Origin of the sequence: Pseudofrankia asymbiotica (assembly GCF_001983105.1) — a bacterium.
Taxonomy (GTDB): Bacteria; Actinomycetota; Actinomycetes; order Frankiales; family Frankiaceae; genus Pseudofrankia; species Pseudofrankia asymbiotica.
On record NZ_MOMC01000029.1, the window covers coordinates 74056 to 89303 of the forward strand.

The window sequence follows — 15248 nt, forward strand, 5'->3', positions numbered from 1 at the left end:
TGATCTTGGAGGGGCTGGGCGGCGATGGGCAGGGTGGTCGATCGCTAGAGTCGGCAGGCGTGGCCGACGACTCCGCGACAGAGACCTCGACGCTGGCCGCCCGGGTTCGGGCGGCGGCCCTGCTGACCGGCAGCTTCGTGCTGCGTTCCGGGAAGACGAGCACCGAGTATTTCGACAAGTACCGGTTCGAGGCGGATCCGGTCCTTCTCGCGGACATCGTCACCGCGATGGTCCCGCTGGTGCCCACCCGGGCCGAGCTGCTCGCCGGCCTGGAGCTCGGCGGCGTGCCGCTGGCCACCCTGCTGTCGGCCCGTACCGGACTGCCGGCACGCTTCGTCCGCAAGAAGGCGAAGGAGTACGGCACCCGCCAGATCGCCGAGGGGGGTGACTTCGCCGGCCGGTACGTGGTCCTCGTCGAGGACGTCGTCACCAGCGGCGGCGCCGTCCTCGACGCGACGAAGGTACTGCGCGAGCAGGGGGCGACCGTCGAGCACGTCATCTGCGTCATCGACCGCCAGGAAGGCGGCGCCGAACGCCTGGCCGATCTTGGCCTGACCCTCCACCCCGCGCTCACCCGCGCCCAGCTCGACGCCGCCGCATAACTGGGCCCGCCGGCCGGTCCGCATGGACCAACGGGCGCGGCCGGGCCCGCTCGGACCCGGCCGCGTTCACGCGTGACGGAGGTTCTCGATCCGTCAGCGGTAGTTGATGAACTGCAGCGCGACCTCGAAGTCCTCGGCCTTCAGCATCTGGATGACGGCCTGCAGGTCGTCGCGCTTCTTGCCGGTGACGCGGAGCTGGTCACCCTGGATCTGGGCCTGCACGCCCTTGGGGCCGTCCGCGCGGATCTTCTTCGCGATCGCCTTGGCCTTCTCGTCCGGGATGCCCTGCGTCACGGTGATGGCGAGGCGGTACTCCTTGCCGGCCTGCTTCGGCTCGTCATAGTCGAGCGCCTTGAGCGAGATGCCGCGCTTGACGAACTTCTCCTGCAGCACATCCAGGATCGCCCTCACCCGCTCCTCGCTGTTCGCGACCAGCGAAATCGAGTCGCCGGAGTGGGTCGCGGAGGCGTCGGTGCCCCGGAAGTCGAACCGAGTCTTGATCTCCTTGGYGGTCTGGTTGACCGCGTTGTCGATCTCTTGGGTGTCCACCTTGCTGACGATGTCGAAGGACGGGTCCGCCACAGCGAGGAACCTCCTGTCGGGGTCGGTTGGGAGGAGCGGTCACCGCTGCCCACAAGGCCAGGGCCGCATGACGGGGACCTCGCCTCGGTGGCACCTCCGCCGCGACCGGTATGCTCGTCCACGACACGGCAGGTTGCCCGAGCGGCCAAAGGGAGCGGTCTGTAAAACCGTCGGCTCAGCCTACGATGGTTCGAATCCATCACCTGCCACCACCCCGATCTAGTTGCGAAGCAGCAGGTCACCGGCCCCGGTAACGATCACCGGGGCCGTTTTCATGCCCGCGATCAGTCCCGACCGACCACGGCCATCACCGTCCCACCTATGTCCACGTCCTGTCGAAATCAGTCAGACGGTCGGCGTCACCAGTGGCGCGCCTCGTCTGACTGATCCCGGGCGGCTGGGGCGAGAGAGTCAGCGGTGGGTGGCGGGTGGTGGGGGTGAGGGGATTCGGGGCGGGTGTTACGGCTGGGTTCCGGGTTGAGTGGGTGGGTTTTCGGGGGTTCGTCGGCGGTTACGGTGCCGGGATGGGGTGTCGGGCGGTGTTCTTTGACATCGACGGGGTGCTGACCGTCTCGTGGCGGGCGTTGCCGGGGGCGGCGGAGGCCGTGCGCCAGCTCCGGGACGCGGGGTTGGCGGTGGCGTTCCTGACGAACACGACCTCGCGGACCAGGGCCGCCATCGGCGCGGCGCTGCGAGCGGAGGGGATCGGGGCCGGCGACGACGAAATCATCACGGCCCCGGTGATCGGTGCCGCGTACCTGCGCCGCCAGCACCCCGGCGCCCGGGTGCACCTGCTCAACAGCGGCGACATCACCGCGGACCTGGTGGGCGTCACCGTCGCCGGCCCCGACGAGCGGCCGGACGTCGTCATCCTCGGCGGGGCCGGGCCCGAATTCACGCACGAGGCGCTGACGTCGGTGTTCCGGCATCTGCTCGACGGCGCGGCGCTCGTCGGCCTGCACCGCAACCACTACTGGGCGACCGACGACGGCCTCACCCTCGATACAGGTGCCTACCTGGCCGGCCTGGAGCAGGCGGCCGGTGTGCGCGTGAGCGTCGTCGGCAAGCCGGCACCCGAGTTCTTCCGTGCCGCCTTGGACCTGGTCGGCGTCGAGGCCGCGGAGGCCCTGATGATCGGCGACGACGTGACCAGCGACGTGCTTGCCGCGCAGGCTATGGGCCTGACCGGAGTGCTGGTCCGTACTGGCAAGTTCCGGGAGGAGACGCTCGCCGCCGCGGACGGCACCCCGGACCACGTCATCGACTCGGTGGCGGATCTTCCAGCACTCCTGGCCCTGGCCCCATGACGACCGCTGACGCGGAGCGGCGAGAATCCGCGGGACCCGCGAGAGGCGCGGGATCCGCGGAAGTAGCAGGAGCGGTAGGCGCGGGATCTGTGGGCGTAACGGGATCCGCGGGCGTAACGGGATCCGGGGCGCGGCCGGAACCGTGGGCCGGGCGGGACGGGGTGGGCGTGCCGGTGGGCGAGCGGGCGGGGCTCGCGCTGTTCGCCTACGGCACGTTGATGTTCGGCGACATCGTGGAGGCGCTCCTCGGCCGCCGCCCCGCCTTCACCGCGGCGGCCGTCGCGGGGTGGCGCGCCGCGCGGCTGCCGGGGCGGGTCTACCCGGGCCTGGTCCCGGCGGCGGGCCGGCGGGCGTCGGGGCTGTTGCTGTCCGGGCTCAGCGCCGCCGAGTGGGCCCTGCTCGACGCCTTCGAGGGCGACGCGTACGTCCTGTGCCTGGTGGAGGCGGAAACCCTCGGCGGAACCGGTGTGCCGGGCGGCCTGGCCGGGGAGGGCGCTCCGGCCAGGGGAGACGGTCGGGCCGGGGGAGACGGTCGGGTCGGGGGACGCGGCCATGGTGAGGACGTGGCGCTGGGCACGCCGGCCTTGGCCTATGCCTGGCGGGCCGTCGACGACGTCGACGAGAGCGACTGGGATTCCGGCTGGTTCGCGGCGCGCGGACTTGGCCGCTATGCCGCCCGCCTGCGTTCGGACGTGGACGCCTGACCTCGACGCCCGCCGGTCAGCCAAAGACACGCTGGATCAAAGACGCGCGGGTTCGGAGGCACACGGCGGTCGGACGCGCGGCATGTCGTCGCGGGCGGCGTGTCGTCGCGGGCGGCGTGTGCGTGCGTCCGCGTCCGTACCCGCGACCACGGCGCCGGGCGGGACGACAGCGACGCCGGCCGGCAACGCTGCCGGCCGGCGCCACGATGGGACGGCGGTTGTCGAGCCGGGGCTATGGAGCGGGCGCGGCGACCGGCGTGTTGTGAATCTCCGTGACCTGGTTCGTCGCGGCGGTCCAGCGCAGTTTGCCGTTCTGGAAGGCGCTCTCCCGGCCGCCGGGCACGTCGTACTCGTCGCTGGTCGGCATGCCGAGCCAGGAAGCGGAGCCGCCCAGTGCCAGGTACTTGTTGAGGATCTCGCCGTGCACGACGAACGCGCCGAGCGCCGGGTGCCAGTAGATCCAGCCGCCCTCGAACACGGCCTGCAGGCCGTCGGGCGCCGTCGTCCAGGAGATGTCCTCCAGCGGGCGGCGCAGCGAGCCGTTGCTGCCGCCGTAGGCGAGGTACTTCTGCGCGATCGGGCCGAACAGCGCGCGGGCGCCGGTCTCGACCGACCAGAACATCAGCCCGTTGGCGTACGGCTGCCACCGGCCGCCCCCGCCGGCCGGTCCCTCGGCGCGGGCCGGCGCGCCCAGGGAGATGTGCAGCAGTGGTTCGGCGGCGTAGCGGGCGGCGATCTCGTCGCGGGTTCCGTCGGCGCTGCTCGCCAGGTCCGCCGCGCTGCAGCAGAACGCGTTGACGTCGGCCTTCCCGGGGATGCCGCTTACCGCGCCGCTGGAGTCGTACTGCCAGATCAGCCACTTCTGCCAGCCGCCGGGCAGCCAGCCGGGGTCGGCGTTGCTGTTGTAGATCGCGAACCAGAGCGGGTACTTCGCGAAGGACGGGGTGTTCGCGATCTTGTCGGTCCAGAACGAGCGGAAGGTGTAGAGAATCGGTGTCCGGCCGGTCTGGCTCTCCACCTCGTGCAGGAACGCCTGGGTCCAGGCGGTCAGGTCGGTGGGGTTGAGGCCACCGGTGGTCTCCAGGTCCAGCACCGGGGCCAGCATTCCGGGGGCGTTGACGTTGCCGATCGTCGCGAGGAAATGGCGGGCCTGGTCGACGGCTGTGGAGATCGGCAGCGCGGGTCGGGCGTAGTGGTAGGAGCCGATTACCAGGCCCGCGGCCTGGGCGCCTGCCCTGTCCGCCGCGTAGTGCGGGTTGACGTACGTCGTCCCCTCGGTCGCCTTGACGACGGCGAACGAGTTGCCGGCCGCCTTGACGGCGTTCCAGTCGATCGACGCGCCGTTCTGGTGCTGCCAGGACGAGACGTCGACACCGCGCGGCCAGGCTGGGCTGGGCGCGGCCGCGGCCGCGGTCGCCGTCGTCGAGAGCGCGAGGGCGGTGACGGCCAGCAGGGCCATCCGCGGAGCGAACTGTCCGGTCGAACCCCGCTCGGCCGCGCGCGAACCGCGGCCGCCAGCCGGGCGCGTCCGCGGCGGGGTGCCCGCACGGGTGGGGGTGACCCTCGCCGCGGCACCCGCCGAGTTCTGTTCGCGCCCGGGACGCCCGTCGGCGACACGCTGGCCGCCTACGGGAGGCTGCGCTGGTGGCAACGCGCGTGACGGCGTGGAACGGTGGTCACCGATCCGCCGAGGATCGCCGAAGGTCGTACCGGGCGGCAGCGGTGTGCCAGCCGGCACGCGGACGCCGCGCGGCCCTCCGTCCACGCCCTTGCTCCACGACAGGCCGCTGCCTGGCGGCAGGTCGTCAGCCGCGCCGTCGGCGACGCCAGTCGCCTGTCTGTCCTGGTGGTGCATGCCGGGGTGGTGCGTGAGGCGCATGGGCAACCCTCGCTGCTCGCGGGTTCCGCTCGGGTCCGCTCGGACAGAGCGCGGCCGTGCGTCCGATCAGCGGATGCCGACGGCCGACGACTACGCTAAGCGGCAGATTGGCTACCTAGCGCAATCGGTTCGCGGGTCGCGTCGAGTTTGTCGACGTCCTCACTGATGATCATTCGGCATGTCCTGGCGTTTCCGGAAGGTCCGGCGACTCGGGCGCCTCCGTTGTGCCGCCAGCTCCAGCGCGGGCGATGCCCCGGCGTGGCGGGGCTCGGATCCATCTGTGGATCTTCGGGTGTCGCGGTCGCGGTCGCGGTCGTCGCCCGTCCGCGGATGCCGTTCCTGCTCATGGTTGGTGATCAGGGGTACCCGGGCGGACTGGGAACGCCGGACGGGCATGCGGATGGTCCGCTGGGCGTGGGCGTGGGTGCGGGCGGGTGACCGGGTGGCCTTCACCGGTGGCCAGCGAGGATCGCGACCGGCTGGGAAGCGCCTGGCCGGGCGGGGGCGCCAGAAAGGGCTGACCTTCGAGAAGCGCGATGCCGGTCATGTGATGGCTGTGGGCGTCGTCGCGGAACCTGCTTCCCACGCCCGCCCCGCCATCGTGTAACGTGTGTCCCGCGCGAGCATGAGAGTAGGCCCCTTTAGCTCAGTCGGCAGAGCGTCTCCATGGTAAGGAGAAGGTCTACGGTTCGATTCCGTAAAGGGGCTCGATGGTCCGCCTGTCATCGTGATCATATCGATGTCATGTAGCGGTCCTGGCCGGTACGCTGTCGCATAGGCCGCTGCGTAGCGGCCCAAGGCGGTGTAGCTCAGTCTGGCAGAGCAAGCGGCTCATAATCGCTGTGTCGCCGGTTCAAGTCCGGCCACCGCTACCGGGGCGGGCTCATCCTGCTCGCTCCCCTTCGGGGAGMTTCGCCAGGGCCCGCAATGTCTGCCCAGGGGGGCGACCCCCTGGAACCCCCGATGTCAGGGGGCTTCGCCCCCCGACACCCCCATCGCTCCGCGCTTCGCGCGTTGCTGGGGGGTTGCGGGGCCTTGTAATGGTACGGGTTGATTTTGGGGCTCCGCGCTTCGCGCGTTGCGGGAGCTTGTTGCGCGTCGCCGGGGTGGCGGGGGGCTTCCTCTGTGGGAAGTGTCGCTGGATGCTCGCGGTTCTTCCTAGGGCTTCGGTGCTGCGCTGGTTGGCTTCGGCTTCTTGCTGATGGGTGGGTGGCCTGCTTCTCGTGGGTCATCAGGGGGCGGGGCCGGGCGGGTTGGCGCGGGGGCTGGCGTGGCGTGGGTGGGTGTGAGGCTGGTGGGCGCGGAGTCGGGGTGTGGGCGTCGGCTAGACTCGTCAGGACTTCGGTTGGGGGTAGCCCCGGCCTGAGGGGCCGTGTGTAGTGCGCGGCTGGTCGTGGAGTGGCGGCCTCGGGAAGAGGCGTCGACTTCGCGGCTGTTGAGATTTGCAACCGATAACCGCTAGAGGAAGAGGCAACACGCCGTGGCCGCCACCGACGTTCGTCCGAAGATCACTATGGCGTGTCAGGTGTGCAAGCACCGGAACTACATCACGCGCAAGAACCGGCGCAACGACCCGGACCGCCTTGAGCTGAAGAAGTTCTGCCCGAACTGCCGGAAGCACACGGAGCACCGCGAGACGCGCTAGTTCCCAGCTCCACCACCGGCCGCCAGCGGGGGTATCTCCCGCGGGCCTCCGAGATCGCGCTCCGCGCGCCGGGTCGGTGGTGACAACGGTGAGAGATCGCCGCACACGCACCGTCCAGGCCAGCGACCAGGGGTCGCTGGCCTGGTTGCGTTCGTCTCCTCAATGAATTGATCTTGTAGCGTCCTCTGCCTGACTACGGCAGGACGAGCTGGCCGATCGGCCCGGGGTTGTAGGCCACCTCCCAGCGGTACCCGTCGGGGTCCGCGAAGTAGCCGGTGTAGCCGCCCCAGTCACGCTCCACCGCGTCGCGCACCGGATCGGCGCCGGCGGCGCGGGCGGTACGGAGGACCGCGTCGACCTCCGCCATGGTCGGCACGTTGTGAGCCAGGGTGATCGGAGGGACGCCGGTGCCGGTACCGATCGCGCCGACCTCCTTCTCGAACTCCGCGCGAGCCCACAGCGAGAGGACGAGGCGTTCGCCGGTTCTGATCATCAGCACCTCGCCGGGCACGTCCAGCTCGGCTGTCCAACCCAGCCCGTCGAGGTAGAAGCGGCGGGTGGCGGCGAGATCGGCGACGGCGAGGGTGACAAAGCTGATTCGCTGGTCCATAGCCGCACCGTGCCATGGCCTACCGACAGACTGGATCGCACTGGCGGTCGGGCCGGCCGAGCGACGCGCGGGGCTGATGAGAGCGATCGCGTGGTAGTGGTAGGGATGGTCGTCCCGGTCAGAGCCGGGGCACCCTGTGGATCGGAGCCGTTCATGCCGTTGAGCCAGGCTTTTGTCGGGCGTGAGTTCGTCGCCGCGAGGCCCTTTCTCGTCGGTCGTGAGCACATCCGGCAGTTCGCGCGGGCGATCGGGGACCCCAACCCGCTCTACCACGATCTGGAAGCGGYGCGAACCGCCGGCTACTCGGACCTGGTGGCGCCGCCGACCTTTCTGGTGGCCGCCATCCCGGGGCAACTCGGCCTGCCAGTCGACGACCCCGCCTTCGGCATGGACTTCTCGCTCATCGTGCACGGCGAGCAGCGGTTCGCCCTGTCGCGCCCGCTTGTCGCTGGCGACGAGTTGACCGCCGTGACCACCCTCACCGGCCTGCGCACCGTCGCGACCAACGAGGTGCTGACCGCGGGCTACGAGTTCCGCACGGCCGCCGGCGAGCCGGTGGCGACTGGCCAGTGTGGCCTGGTGTCCCGCGGCACCGCCGACCCGAACGCCGGCCCGGTGCGCGTCGAGGCGCCGGCCGGCGCGAGCGGCGTGGCCGAGCCCGCCGGTGGGGCCGCCCGCGTCGCCCCCGTCCGGTATGACGAGATCGAAGTGGGCGCCGAGCTGGCGGCGCGGGACTTCCCGGTCCGGCGCGCGGACCTGGTCCGCTACGCCGGGGCTTCCGGTGACTTCAACCCGATCCACTGGAACGAGAAGGTCGCGGCCGAGGTCGGGCTGCCGGGCGTGATCGCGCACGGCATGCTGACGATGGCCACCGCGGGCCGTGTCGTCACCGACTGGGCGGGAGACCCGGGCGCGATCCGTGAGTACGGCGTCAAGTTCTCCTCGCCGGTCGTCGTCCCCAACGACGACACCGGCGCGGTCGTCGAGGTCCGCGCCGCGGTGGAGAAGAAGCTGCCCGACAACATCGTGGTGGTGAACCTGACCGTCCGCTGCGACGGCGCGAAGGTCCTCATGGCCGCCAAGGCCAGGATCCAGTTGTCCTGACGCGGCGGGCCATCGGCGGTGCCGTCCCGGGGACGGGGGAGCCTGTGACGGACGCCGAGCGCCCGTCACAGGACCGCCTGATGGCGCTTAGCCGGCCTCGCCGAGGAGGGTGGCGACGCGACGAACGCCTTCCGCGAGGTCGTTGTCGCCGAGCGCGTAGGAAAGCCGGGCGTAGCCGGGGGTGCCGAACGCCTCGCCGGGGACGATCGCGACCCCGACCTCCTCGAGGATCAGCTGGCTGAGCTCGTTCGACGACGCCGGCGTCCTGCCGCGGATCGTCCGGCCGACGACGTCCCGCAGCGACGGATAGGCGTAGAAGGCGCCCTCCGGCAGCGGGCAGCGCACGCCGGGGATGTCGCTGAGCAGCCCGTGCATGGTGACCCGGCGCCGGTCGAAGGCCTTGCGCATGTCGGCCACCGCGTCCAGCGGGCCCGCGACGGCGGCCAGCGCCGCCGCCTGGGAGACGTTCGCGACGTTCGAGGAAAGGTGCGACTGCAGGTTMGACGCGGCCTTCACGACGTCCGCGGGGCCGATCAGCCAGCCGACCCGCCAACCCGTCATCGCGTAGGTCTTGGCGACTCCGTTGAGCACCACGCACCGGTCGGCGATCTCGGGCACCTCGACCGGTACCGACGTGAACCGCGCGTCGCCGTACACCAGGTGCTCGTAGATCTCGTCCGTGACCACCCAGAGGCCGGCCTCGACGGCCCACTGGCCGATCGCGCGCACCTCCTCGGGGCTGTGCACCGCCCCCGTCGGGTTCGACGGCGAGCAGAACAGCAGGACCTTCGTGCGCGGCGTGCGCGCGGCCTCCAGCTGCTCGACGGTCACTCGGTAGCCCTGCTCGGGTCCGGTGACGACGTCGACCGGCACGCCGCCGGCGAGCCGGATCGCCTCCGGGTAGGTGGTCCAGTAGGGCGCGGGCAGCAGCACCTCGTCACCCGGGTCCAGCAGGGTCGCGAACGCCTCGTAGACGGCCTGCTTGCCACCGTTGGTGATGAGCACCTGGCTCGGCTCGACGACAAGGCCCGAGTCGCGGCGGGTCTTCTCGGCGACGGCCTCCTTCAGCTCGGGCAGGCCGCCGGCCGGGGTGTAGCGGTGCATCTTCACGTCCCGGCACGCCTTCTCCGCGGCGGCCACGATGTGGTCCGGAGTCGGGAAGTCCGGCTCGCCCGCGCCGAACCCGATCACGTCGCGGCCCGCCGCGCGCATCGCCTTGGCGGTGGCGTCGACGGCCAGGGTGGCGGATGGGGCGATGCCGCCGATGCGGCGCGAGATCCGGCTCATGCGAACCATGCTGCCAGAGATGTTGGGGACCTCGTGTGAGCCAGGAGCGGCGTGCCCGCGTCCAAGGGGTATGCTCGATCCGCTCGGGCCGTCATCTCTGGTGGCGATCATCGCTGAACGACTGTGYGTGCCCGCTGATACCTGGTCGGGTAGATACTGGCCTGTAGGTATCTTGGCGGTGCGGCAGTTACCAGGCGGAGTTGGTCCGGGTGGCTCCAAGGGGCGTGGCTCAATTGGTAGAGCACCGGTCTCCAAAACCGGCGGTTGCAGGTTCGAGTCCTGTCGCCCCTGCGCAGGTCAGACGATCGAGAGTGGYGGAGAGCTGTGGCGGCGACCGACACTGACGCGCCAGCGCGGGTCAACCAGCCCGCGMGGGCGGGCGGCCGGCGTCGTACGTCACCGCTGCGGTTCTACCGCGAGGTCGTGGCGGAGCTGCGGAAGGTCGTCTATCCGAGCAGGACAGAGCTGATCACCTACGTGGTGGTCGTGCTCATCTTCGTGTCCGTGATGACCGCGATCGTGGCCTCTCTCGACTTCGGCCTCACGAAGCTGGTGCTCCAGATCTTCGGCTGACCGGTCCGTGCCCGCCTGATGTGGCGGTGCTGGTGGTCCGTGGCCGGTATGACCGGCCTGGAAATGGTGGGTGCGGTGGCTCGGTCGTGACCGGTCGGGCTGGTGCCTCGCACCAGTCGGGGTACCACTGGATGCGGGCCAGACGGGTCGCTCCGCCAGCGTCGGCCCGCCAGCACGACAGCACTAGCCACCAAGTCCGAAGTCAAGGTCCGAGTCGCAGCCGCGAACCAGCGCACCCGCCCGGAGGAGCACGTCACCGAACGTGTCTCCGCGGGCGACCACACGAGTAAGGATCGTCCGCGTGTCCCAGTCTCCCGAGCATGCCGCCTCCGAGCAGGGAGAGGCCTTCGACAGCCTCAGCCCGCTCGCGGCGTTCGAGAACGACGAGGTGGCGAGCACGGACGCCGGCGCCGCTCCGGGTGAGGACGACACGGCCGCCGCGCCGGCCGACCTGACCGCCGGCTCGGCCGCCCCCCTCAGCTCCACCAGCACCGCCGATGACGAGGACGACGTCGACGAGCTGCGTCGAGCGCTCGAGGAGGCACCCGGCGAGTGGTACGTGATCCACTCGTACGCGGGTTACGAGAACAAAGTCAAGACCAACCTCGAGACCCGGATCTCCAGCCTCAACATGGAGGACTTCATCTTCCAGATCGAGGTGCCGCTCGAGGAGGTGYCGGTCGTCAAGAACGGCAAGCGCCAGATGGTCCTGCAGAAGAAGTACCCGGGCTACATCTATGTCCGGATGGACCTGACCGACCAGTCCTGGTCCGCGGTGCGCAACACCCCCGGAGTGACCGGGTTCGTCGGCCTGACCAACAAGCCCTCCCCGCTGCGTCGGGAAGAGGTGGTCTCCATCCTTGCCCCGGTGGCGAAGAAGGAGAAGAAGGTCGAGGCGGTCAAGGTGCAGGAGTTCGAGGTCGGTGAGTCCGTCACCGTGATGGACGGGCCGTTCGCGACGCTGCCGGCGACCATCAGCGAGATCAACACGGACGCCCAGCGGCTGAAGGTGCTGGTCTCCATCTTCGGCCGCGAGACTCCGGTCGAGCTGCAGTTCAACCAGGTCGCGAAGATCTGACCCGTCCCGGTGGGCCGCCGGGCGGGGCGCGATCGGGGGCGGCCTGTTCGCGTTCCTTCCAGGGACGCTCCCAGGCTCCCGCGTGATACTGGCCCAGGGGACGACCCCCTGGAACCCCCACCGAAAGTTCAGGAAGAACGAGATGCCTCCTAAGAAGAAGAAGATCACCGCGGTCATCAAGCTCCAGATCAACGCCGGCAAGGCCACGCCAGCGCCCCCGGTGGGCCCGGCGCTCGGCCAGCACGGCGTCAACATCATGGAGTTCGTCAAACAGTACAACGCGGCCACCGAGTCGCAGGCCGGCAACGTCGTGCCGGTCGAGATCACGGTCTACGACGACCGCTCGTTCACCTTCATCACCAAGACCCCGCCGGCCGCGAGGCTGATCCTCAAGGCCGCCGGCGTCGACAAGGGCAGCGCGACGCCGCACCGCGACAAGGTCGCGAAGCTGAACGCGACGCAGCTGCGCGAGATCGCCACGATGAAGATGCCCGACCTCAACGCCACCACCATCGAGGCCGCGGAGCAGATCATCGCTGGCACCGCCCGCTCCATGGGCATCGTCGTCGAGAAGTAGGCCGGGCGAGAGCACGGCGGTACGGCAGGAAGCACCAGTCCCACCGGTGGGAGGGCGCCAGGCACATCGGCCTGGGGGAGBCCGCGTGACCACGAGGAGAAGTGAATGAAGCGCAGCAAGGCGTACCGGGCGGCGGCCGAGAAGGTCGACCCGGAGAAGCTGTACAGCCCGCTGGAGGCCGTGAGCCTCGCGAGGGAGACGTCGGCCACCAAGTTCGACGCGACCGTCGAGGTCGCCTTCCGGCTCGGTGTCGACGCCCGTAAGGCCGACCAGATGGTCCGTGGCACGGTGAACCTGCCGCACGGCACCGGYAAGTCCCCGCGGGTCGTGGTGTTCGCCGCCGGTGAGAAGGCCGCCGAGGCGCAGGCCGCCGGTGCCGACGTCGTCGGCAGCGACGACCTGGTCGCCCGGATCCAGGAAGGCTTCCTGGACTTCGACGCCGCCGTCGCGACCCCCGACCAGATGGCCAAGGTCGGCCGGATCGCCCGGATCCTCGGCCCGCGCGGCCTCATGCCCAACCCCAAGACCGGCACCGTGACGCTCGACGTCTCGAAGGTGGTCAAGGAGATCAAGGGCGGTAAGATCAACTTCAAGATTGACAAGCAGAACAACCTGCACATCGTCATCGGGAAGACGAACTTCACCGCGCAGCAGCTGATCGAGAACTACGGCGTCGCGCTCGACGAGATCGTCCGAGTGAAGCCGTCCGCGGCCAAGGGCCGCTACCTGAAGAAGATCACCGTCGCCACCACCATGGGCCCCGGCATCTCGGTGGACCCGAACCGCACCCGCAACCTCCTGGAGGACGCGGCCAACTAGGGCCGCCAGGGCCGCCGGCCCCCGCGGGCCCGCCCTCCTGACACGCGTCGAGCCGTGCCGGTCCCACGACCGGCACGGCTCGTGCCGTTCGTGGACCGCACTCAAGCCGCCGCGAACCCCGACCACGAGCGAAGCGAAGTGCCTTGTGGCTGGGCGAATTGTGGGTTGGTGACGTTCCAGCGGCACGCAACCCCGCTGGGCGCGGAGGCGCGCCTCGCGGAGGCCCGACCCACGAGCGAAGCGAGGTGGGTTGGGCCGCAGCGAGGTCGCCGGAGCGCCCGTGAGCGCAGGAGGACGGCGCGCGGAGGTCCCTTGGGAGCGAAGCGAGTAAGGGGCCGTAGCGCGCCGCCCGGACGGAGCGAACCAAAAACAACCTTCCGGCCCGATCCGCGTGGTTTGTCCTGTTCGCGGCCTCGCGAGCCCGTGCCGTGCGGCGGTGGTTACTAGTTGACGCAACTAGTAACTGCTACTATTGACAGCAGTTCCACACCACAGACCGCTGGTCGCCGTCCACCTGCTCCGCCGGAGGACGGCCGAAGGCCCCGAGAACATCCGGGCGGCCCGCGCAGGTGACGGACGTGAGCCGTACATCCAGTCGGTGGGCACCTCGGTGCCGGCCAGGCGGGTACGGCATCCCGCCCCGAGCGCCTGCGCCGGGGCGTTCGTCGTTCCAGGGGCCCTTCGGGTACGGCCGGCACCGTTCCCCCAAGGAGCCCGATGGCGAACCCTGAGAAGAGCGCCGCCGTGGCGGAGATCACCGACCAGTTCCGTGGCTCCACCGCGGCTGTCCTGACCGAGTACCGCGGCCTGACCGTCAGCCAGATCACCGAGCTGCGGCGGACGCTGGGCGCCGAGACCAAGTACGCGGTCGTCAAGAACACCCTCACCAAGATCGCCGCCGAGCGTGCGGGCGTGACCGGCATCGAGGGCCTGCTCGCCGGGCCGACGGCCGTCGCGTTCGTCACCGGCGACCCGGTCGAGGCCGCCAAGAGCCTTCGGGACTTCGCCCGCGCGAACCCCTCCCTGGTCGTCAAGGGTGGCTTCGTCGAGGGCAAGCCGATGTCGGCTGACGACATCCGCAAGCTCGCCGACGTCGAGTCCCGTGAGGTCCTGCTGGCCAAGCTGGCCGGCGCCATGAACGGCTCGCTGGCCAAGGCCGTCGGCCTGTTCGCCGCGCCGCTGTCGCAGGCCGCCCGGCTCGCCGAGGCGCTGCGCGCCAAGCGCGAGGCGGAGGGTGGCGCCGCCGAGGCGCCGGCCGAGGCTGTCTCGGCCGAGTAACCGTCCCGGTCGGCGACCTGCCAGCCAGGCAACACCCGCGACGGTTGGCGAGCCCACGTGGCCCAGCCTGCCAGCTCGCACCATGACGATCTAAGACACAGACAGGAAGGAACCGCCATCATGGCGAAGCTCTCGACAGGCGACCTGCTCGACGCGTTCAAGGAGATGACGCTGCTCGAGCTGTCCGAGTTCGTGAAGGAGTTCGAGGAGACCTTCGGCGTCACGGCCGCCGCGCCGGTCGCCGTCGCGGCCGCCGCCGGCCCGGGTGCCCCCGGCGCGGCCGCCCCGGTCGAGGAGGAGAAGGACGAGTTCGACGTCATCCTCGAGGCCGCTGGCGACAAGAAGATCCAGGTCATCAAGGAGGTCCGCTCCCTGACGAGCCTGGGCCTCAAGGAGGCCAAGGACCTCGTGGACGGCGCGCCGAAGCCGGTCCTGGAGAAGGCCACCAAGGAGGCGGCGGACAAGGCCAAGGCGGCCCTCGAGGGCGCCGGCGCCACCGTCACCGTCAAGTAGCACCCCGCGCGGCCGCTGAGGCCGCGTGACGAAGCGAGCCTGGTGGCCCACCACCAGGCTCGCTTCTTTCGTTCTGGACGGTCCTGGGCGCCCTGGCGCCCGGCACGCCGACCTGGTTGTGGCCTCGCTCCGGCCGGATGGGTTACGGTCCGTCGGGCCGGTTGCCAGGGGGTGACGGCGCGTCAGCGCAGCGCCAGCACAGCCCCTCATCGGCCCGACACCAGGCCGGCCCCCACACCACCTGCCTGAACCCGGAATCATGTGAGGACGGCGCTCGGCGCCGGCCCATCCGGAGTGGCCAAGGCCGTCGGGGTGTCCGATGCTGGTGTGACGCCTCGGGGTGGGACCGGGGCGGGCCGGGTGCCCGGGCGTTGCGCGCTCTGTGTGACTTCGGGCGGCATGGCCGCGGCCTGGCGGGGCGGCAGAACGGTAACTACCCGCACATGCGGTCCGTCTGAGGGGTTGACTCCATCCCCAACAACGGAGTTCCATCATTTGGCGGACCACCGCCGTGATCTGACGAAGTCGGGCAGGGTATCTCCCATCGGGGCAACCCGAGCCGACCAGCCGGAGCGGCGCGTGGCCGGTGGGTCGGGCCTGAGGGCCTCGGCTTGGCCGGTCGCGGCGATCCCACCACGGCGACACAGCGTGGCGGTGGTCGAAGGGCCGCGGGCGCCGGGTAGGCGCGCG

Annotated in this window: 15 protein-coding genes, 4 tRNA genes and 1 pseudogene; 16 read left to right on the forward strand and 4 right to left on the reverse strand. The window is 70.5% G+C overall.

Features of this window, described 5'->3' with window-relative positions; all coding sequences use genetic code 11:
• Positions 1-59 precede the first annotated feature (59 nt).
• Positions 60-602 carry an orotate phosphoribosyltransferase gene (pyrE, locus tag BL253_RS15800; RefSeq protein WP_076817651.1) on the forward strand — a complete coding sequence of 181 codons (543 nt, stop codon included), beginning with the start codon at positions 60-62 and terminating at the stop codon, positions 600-602.
• A 93-nt stretch (positions 603-695) separates the two neighbouring features.
• On the opposite strand, the gene BL253_RS15805 is transcribed toward pyrE, so the two are convergent.
• Positions 696-1184 carry a YajQ family cyclic di-GMP-binding protein gene (locus BL253_RS15805; protein WP_076817652.1) on the reverse strand — a complete coding sequence of 163 codons (489 nt, stop codon included), beginning with the start codon at positions 1182-1184 and terminating at the stop codon, positions 696-698.
• Between the two features lie 127 nt (positions 1185-1311).
• On the opposite strand from BL253_RS15805, the gene BL253_RS15810 reads away from it, so the two are divergent.
• The 3 genes from BL253_RS15810 to BL253_RS15820 all read left to right on the forward strand — a co-directional run bounded on the left by BL253_RS15810 (position 1312) and on the right by BL253_RS15820 (position 3195).
• Positions 1312-1396, forward strand: a tRNA-Tyr gene (locus BL253_RS15810).
• A 327-nt stretch (positions 1397-1723) separates the two neighbouring features.
• Positions 1724-2491 carry a TIGR01458 family HAD-type hydrolase gene (locus BL253_RS15815; RefSeq protein WP_241834829.1) on the forward strand — a complete coding sequence of 256 codons (768 nt, stop codon included), beginning with the start codon at positions 1724-1726 and terminating at the stop codon, positions 2489-2491.
• Positions 2492-2652: 161 nt separating this feature from the next.
• Positions 2653-3195 carry a gamma-glutamylcyclotransferase family protein gene (locus tag BL253_RS15820; protein WP_076817656.1) on the forward strand — a complete coding sequence of 181 codons (543 nt, stop codon included), beginning with the start codon at positions 2653-2655 and terminating at the stop codon, positions 3193-3195.
• A 232-nt stretch (positions 3196-3427) separates the two neighbouring features.
• Here BL253_RS15820 and BL253_RS15825 read toward each other — a convergent pair whose 3' ends face one another.
• The gene (locus BL253_RS15825; protein ID WP_081438355.1) at positions 3428-5074 is read right to left on the reverse strand and encodes a GH25 family lysozyme; all 1647 of its coding nucleotides are present in this window, start codon (positions 5072-5074) and stop codon (positions 3428-3430) included.
• Between the two features lie 635 nt (positions 5075-5709).
• Between BL253_RS15825 and BL253_RS15830 the strand changes: the two genes are divergently transcribed.
• From BL253_RS15830 to rpmG, 3 genes are all read left to right on the forward strand, one after another.
• Positions 5710-5782 (forward strand) — tRNA-Thr (locus tag BL253_RS15830).
• Positions 5783-5872: 90 nt separating this feature from the next.
• A tRNA-Met gene (locus tag BL253_RS15835) sits at positions 5873-5946 on the forward strand.
• A gap of 608 nt (positions 5947-6554) precedes the next feature.
• Positions 6555-6719 carry a 50S ribosomal protein L33 gene (gene rpmG / locus BL253_RS15840; protein WP_007514786.1) on the forward strand — a complete coding sequence of 55 codons (165 nt, stop codon included), beginning with the start codon at positions 6555-6557 and terminating at the stop codon, positions 6717-6719.
• Between the two features lie 193 nt (positions 6720-6912).
• On the opposite strand, the gene BL253_RS15845 is transcribed toward rpmG, so the two are convergent.
• Positions 6913-7329: a VOC family protein gene (locus BL253_RS15845; RefSeq protein WP_076817657.1), complete on the reverse strand. Its 417-nt coding sequence runs from the start codon at positions 7327-7329 to the stop codon at positions 6913-6915.
• A 153-nt stretch (positions 7330-7482) separates the two neighbouring features.
• Between BL253_RS15845 and BL253_RS43760 the strand changes: the two are divergent.
• Positions 7483-7932, forward strand: a pseudogene (locus BL253_RS43760) (FAS1-like dehydratase domain-containing protein); the annotation flags it as partial.
• A gap of 105 nt (positions 7933-8037) precedes the next feature.
• On the forward strand, positions 8038-8433 hold the full coding sequence (locus BL253_RS43765) for a MaoC/PaaZ C-terminal domain-containing protein (RefSeq protein ID WP_338013719.1): 396 nt from the start codon (positions 8038-8040) through the stop codon (positions 8431-8433).
• A gap of 87 nt (positions 8434-8520) precedes the next feature.
• Here the strand turns inward: BL253_RS43765 and BL253_RS15855 are convergent, their stop codons facing one another.
• Complete coding sequence (locus tag BL253_RS15855) at positions 8521-9720, reverse strand: pyridoxal phosphate-dependent aminotransferase (protein ID WP_076817659.1); 1200 nt, start codon at positions 9718-9720, stop codon at positions 8521-8523.
• Positions 9721-9938: 218 nt separating this feature from the next.
• On the opposite strand from BL253_RS15855, the gene BL253_RS15860 reads away from it, so the two are divergent.
• The 7 genes from BL253_RS15860 to rplL all read left to right on the forward strand — a co-directional run bounded on the left by BL253_RS15860 (position 9939) and on the right by rplL (position 14558).
• Positions 9939-10011 (forward strand) — tRNA-Trp (locus BL253_RS15860).
• Between the two features lie 33 nt (positions 10012-10044).
• Positions 10045-10293, forward strand: a complete 249-nt coding sequence (gene secE / locus BL253_RS15865; RefSeq protein WP_076817660.1) for a preprotein translocase subunit SecE — start codon at positions 10045-10047, stop codon at positions 10291-10293.
• 301 nt (positions 10294-10594) lie between these two features.
• Complete coding sequence (gene nusG / locus BL253_RS15870; protein WP_076817662.1) at positions 10595-11371, forward strand: transcription termination/antitermination protein NusG; 777 nt, start codon at positions 10595-10597, stop codon at positions 11369-11371.
• A 142-nt stretch (positions 11372-11513) separates the two neighbouring features.
• Positions 11514-11948, forward strand: a complete 435-nt coding sequence (gene rplK, locus BL253_RS15875; RefSeq protein ID WP_076817664.1) for a 50S ribosomal protein L11 — start codon at positions 11514-11516, stop codon at positions 11946-11948.
• Positions 11949-12053: 105 nt separating this feature from the next.
• Positions 12054-12767: a 50S ribosomal protein L1 gene (gene rplA / locus BL253_RS15880; protein ID WP_076817666.1), complete on the forward strand. Its 714-nt coding sequence runs from the start codon at positions 12054-12056 to the stop codon at positions 12765-12767.
• 717 nt (positions 12768-13484) lie between these two features.
• Positions 13485-14045, forward strand: a complete 561-nt coding sequence (gene rplJ / locus BL253_RS15885) for a 50S ribosomal protein L10 (RefSeq protein ID WP_076817668.1) — start codon at positions 13485-13487, stop codon at positions 14043-14045.
• 120 nt (positions 14046-14165) lie between these two features.
• Positions 14166-14558, forward strand: a complete 393-nt coding sequence (gene rplL / locus BL253_RS15890; protein WP_076817670.1) for a 50S ribosomal protein L7/L12 — start codon at positions 14166-14168, stop codon at positions 14556-14558.
• Positions 14559-15248: the final 690 nt, after the last annotated feature.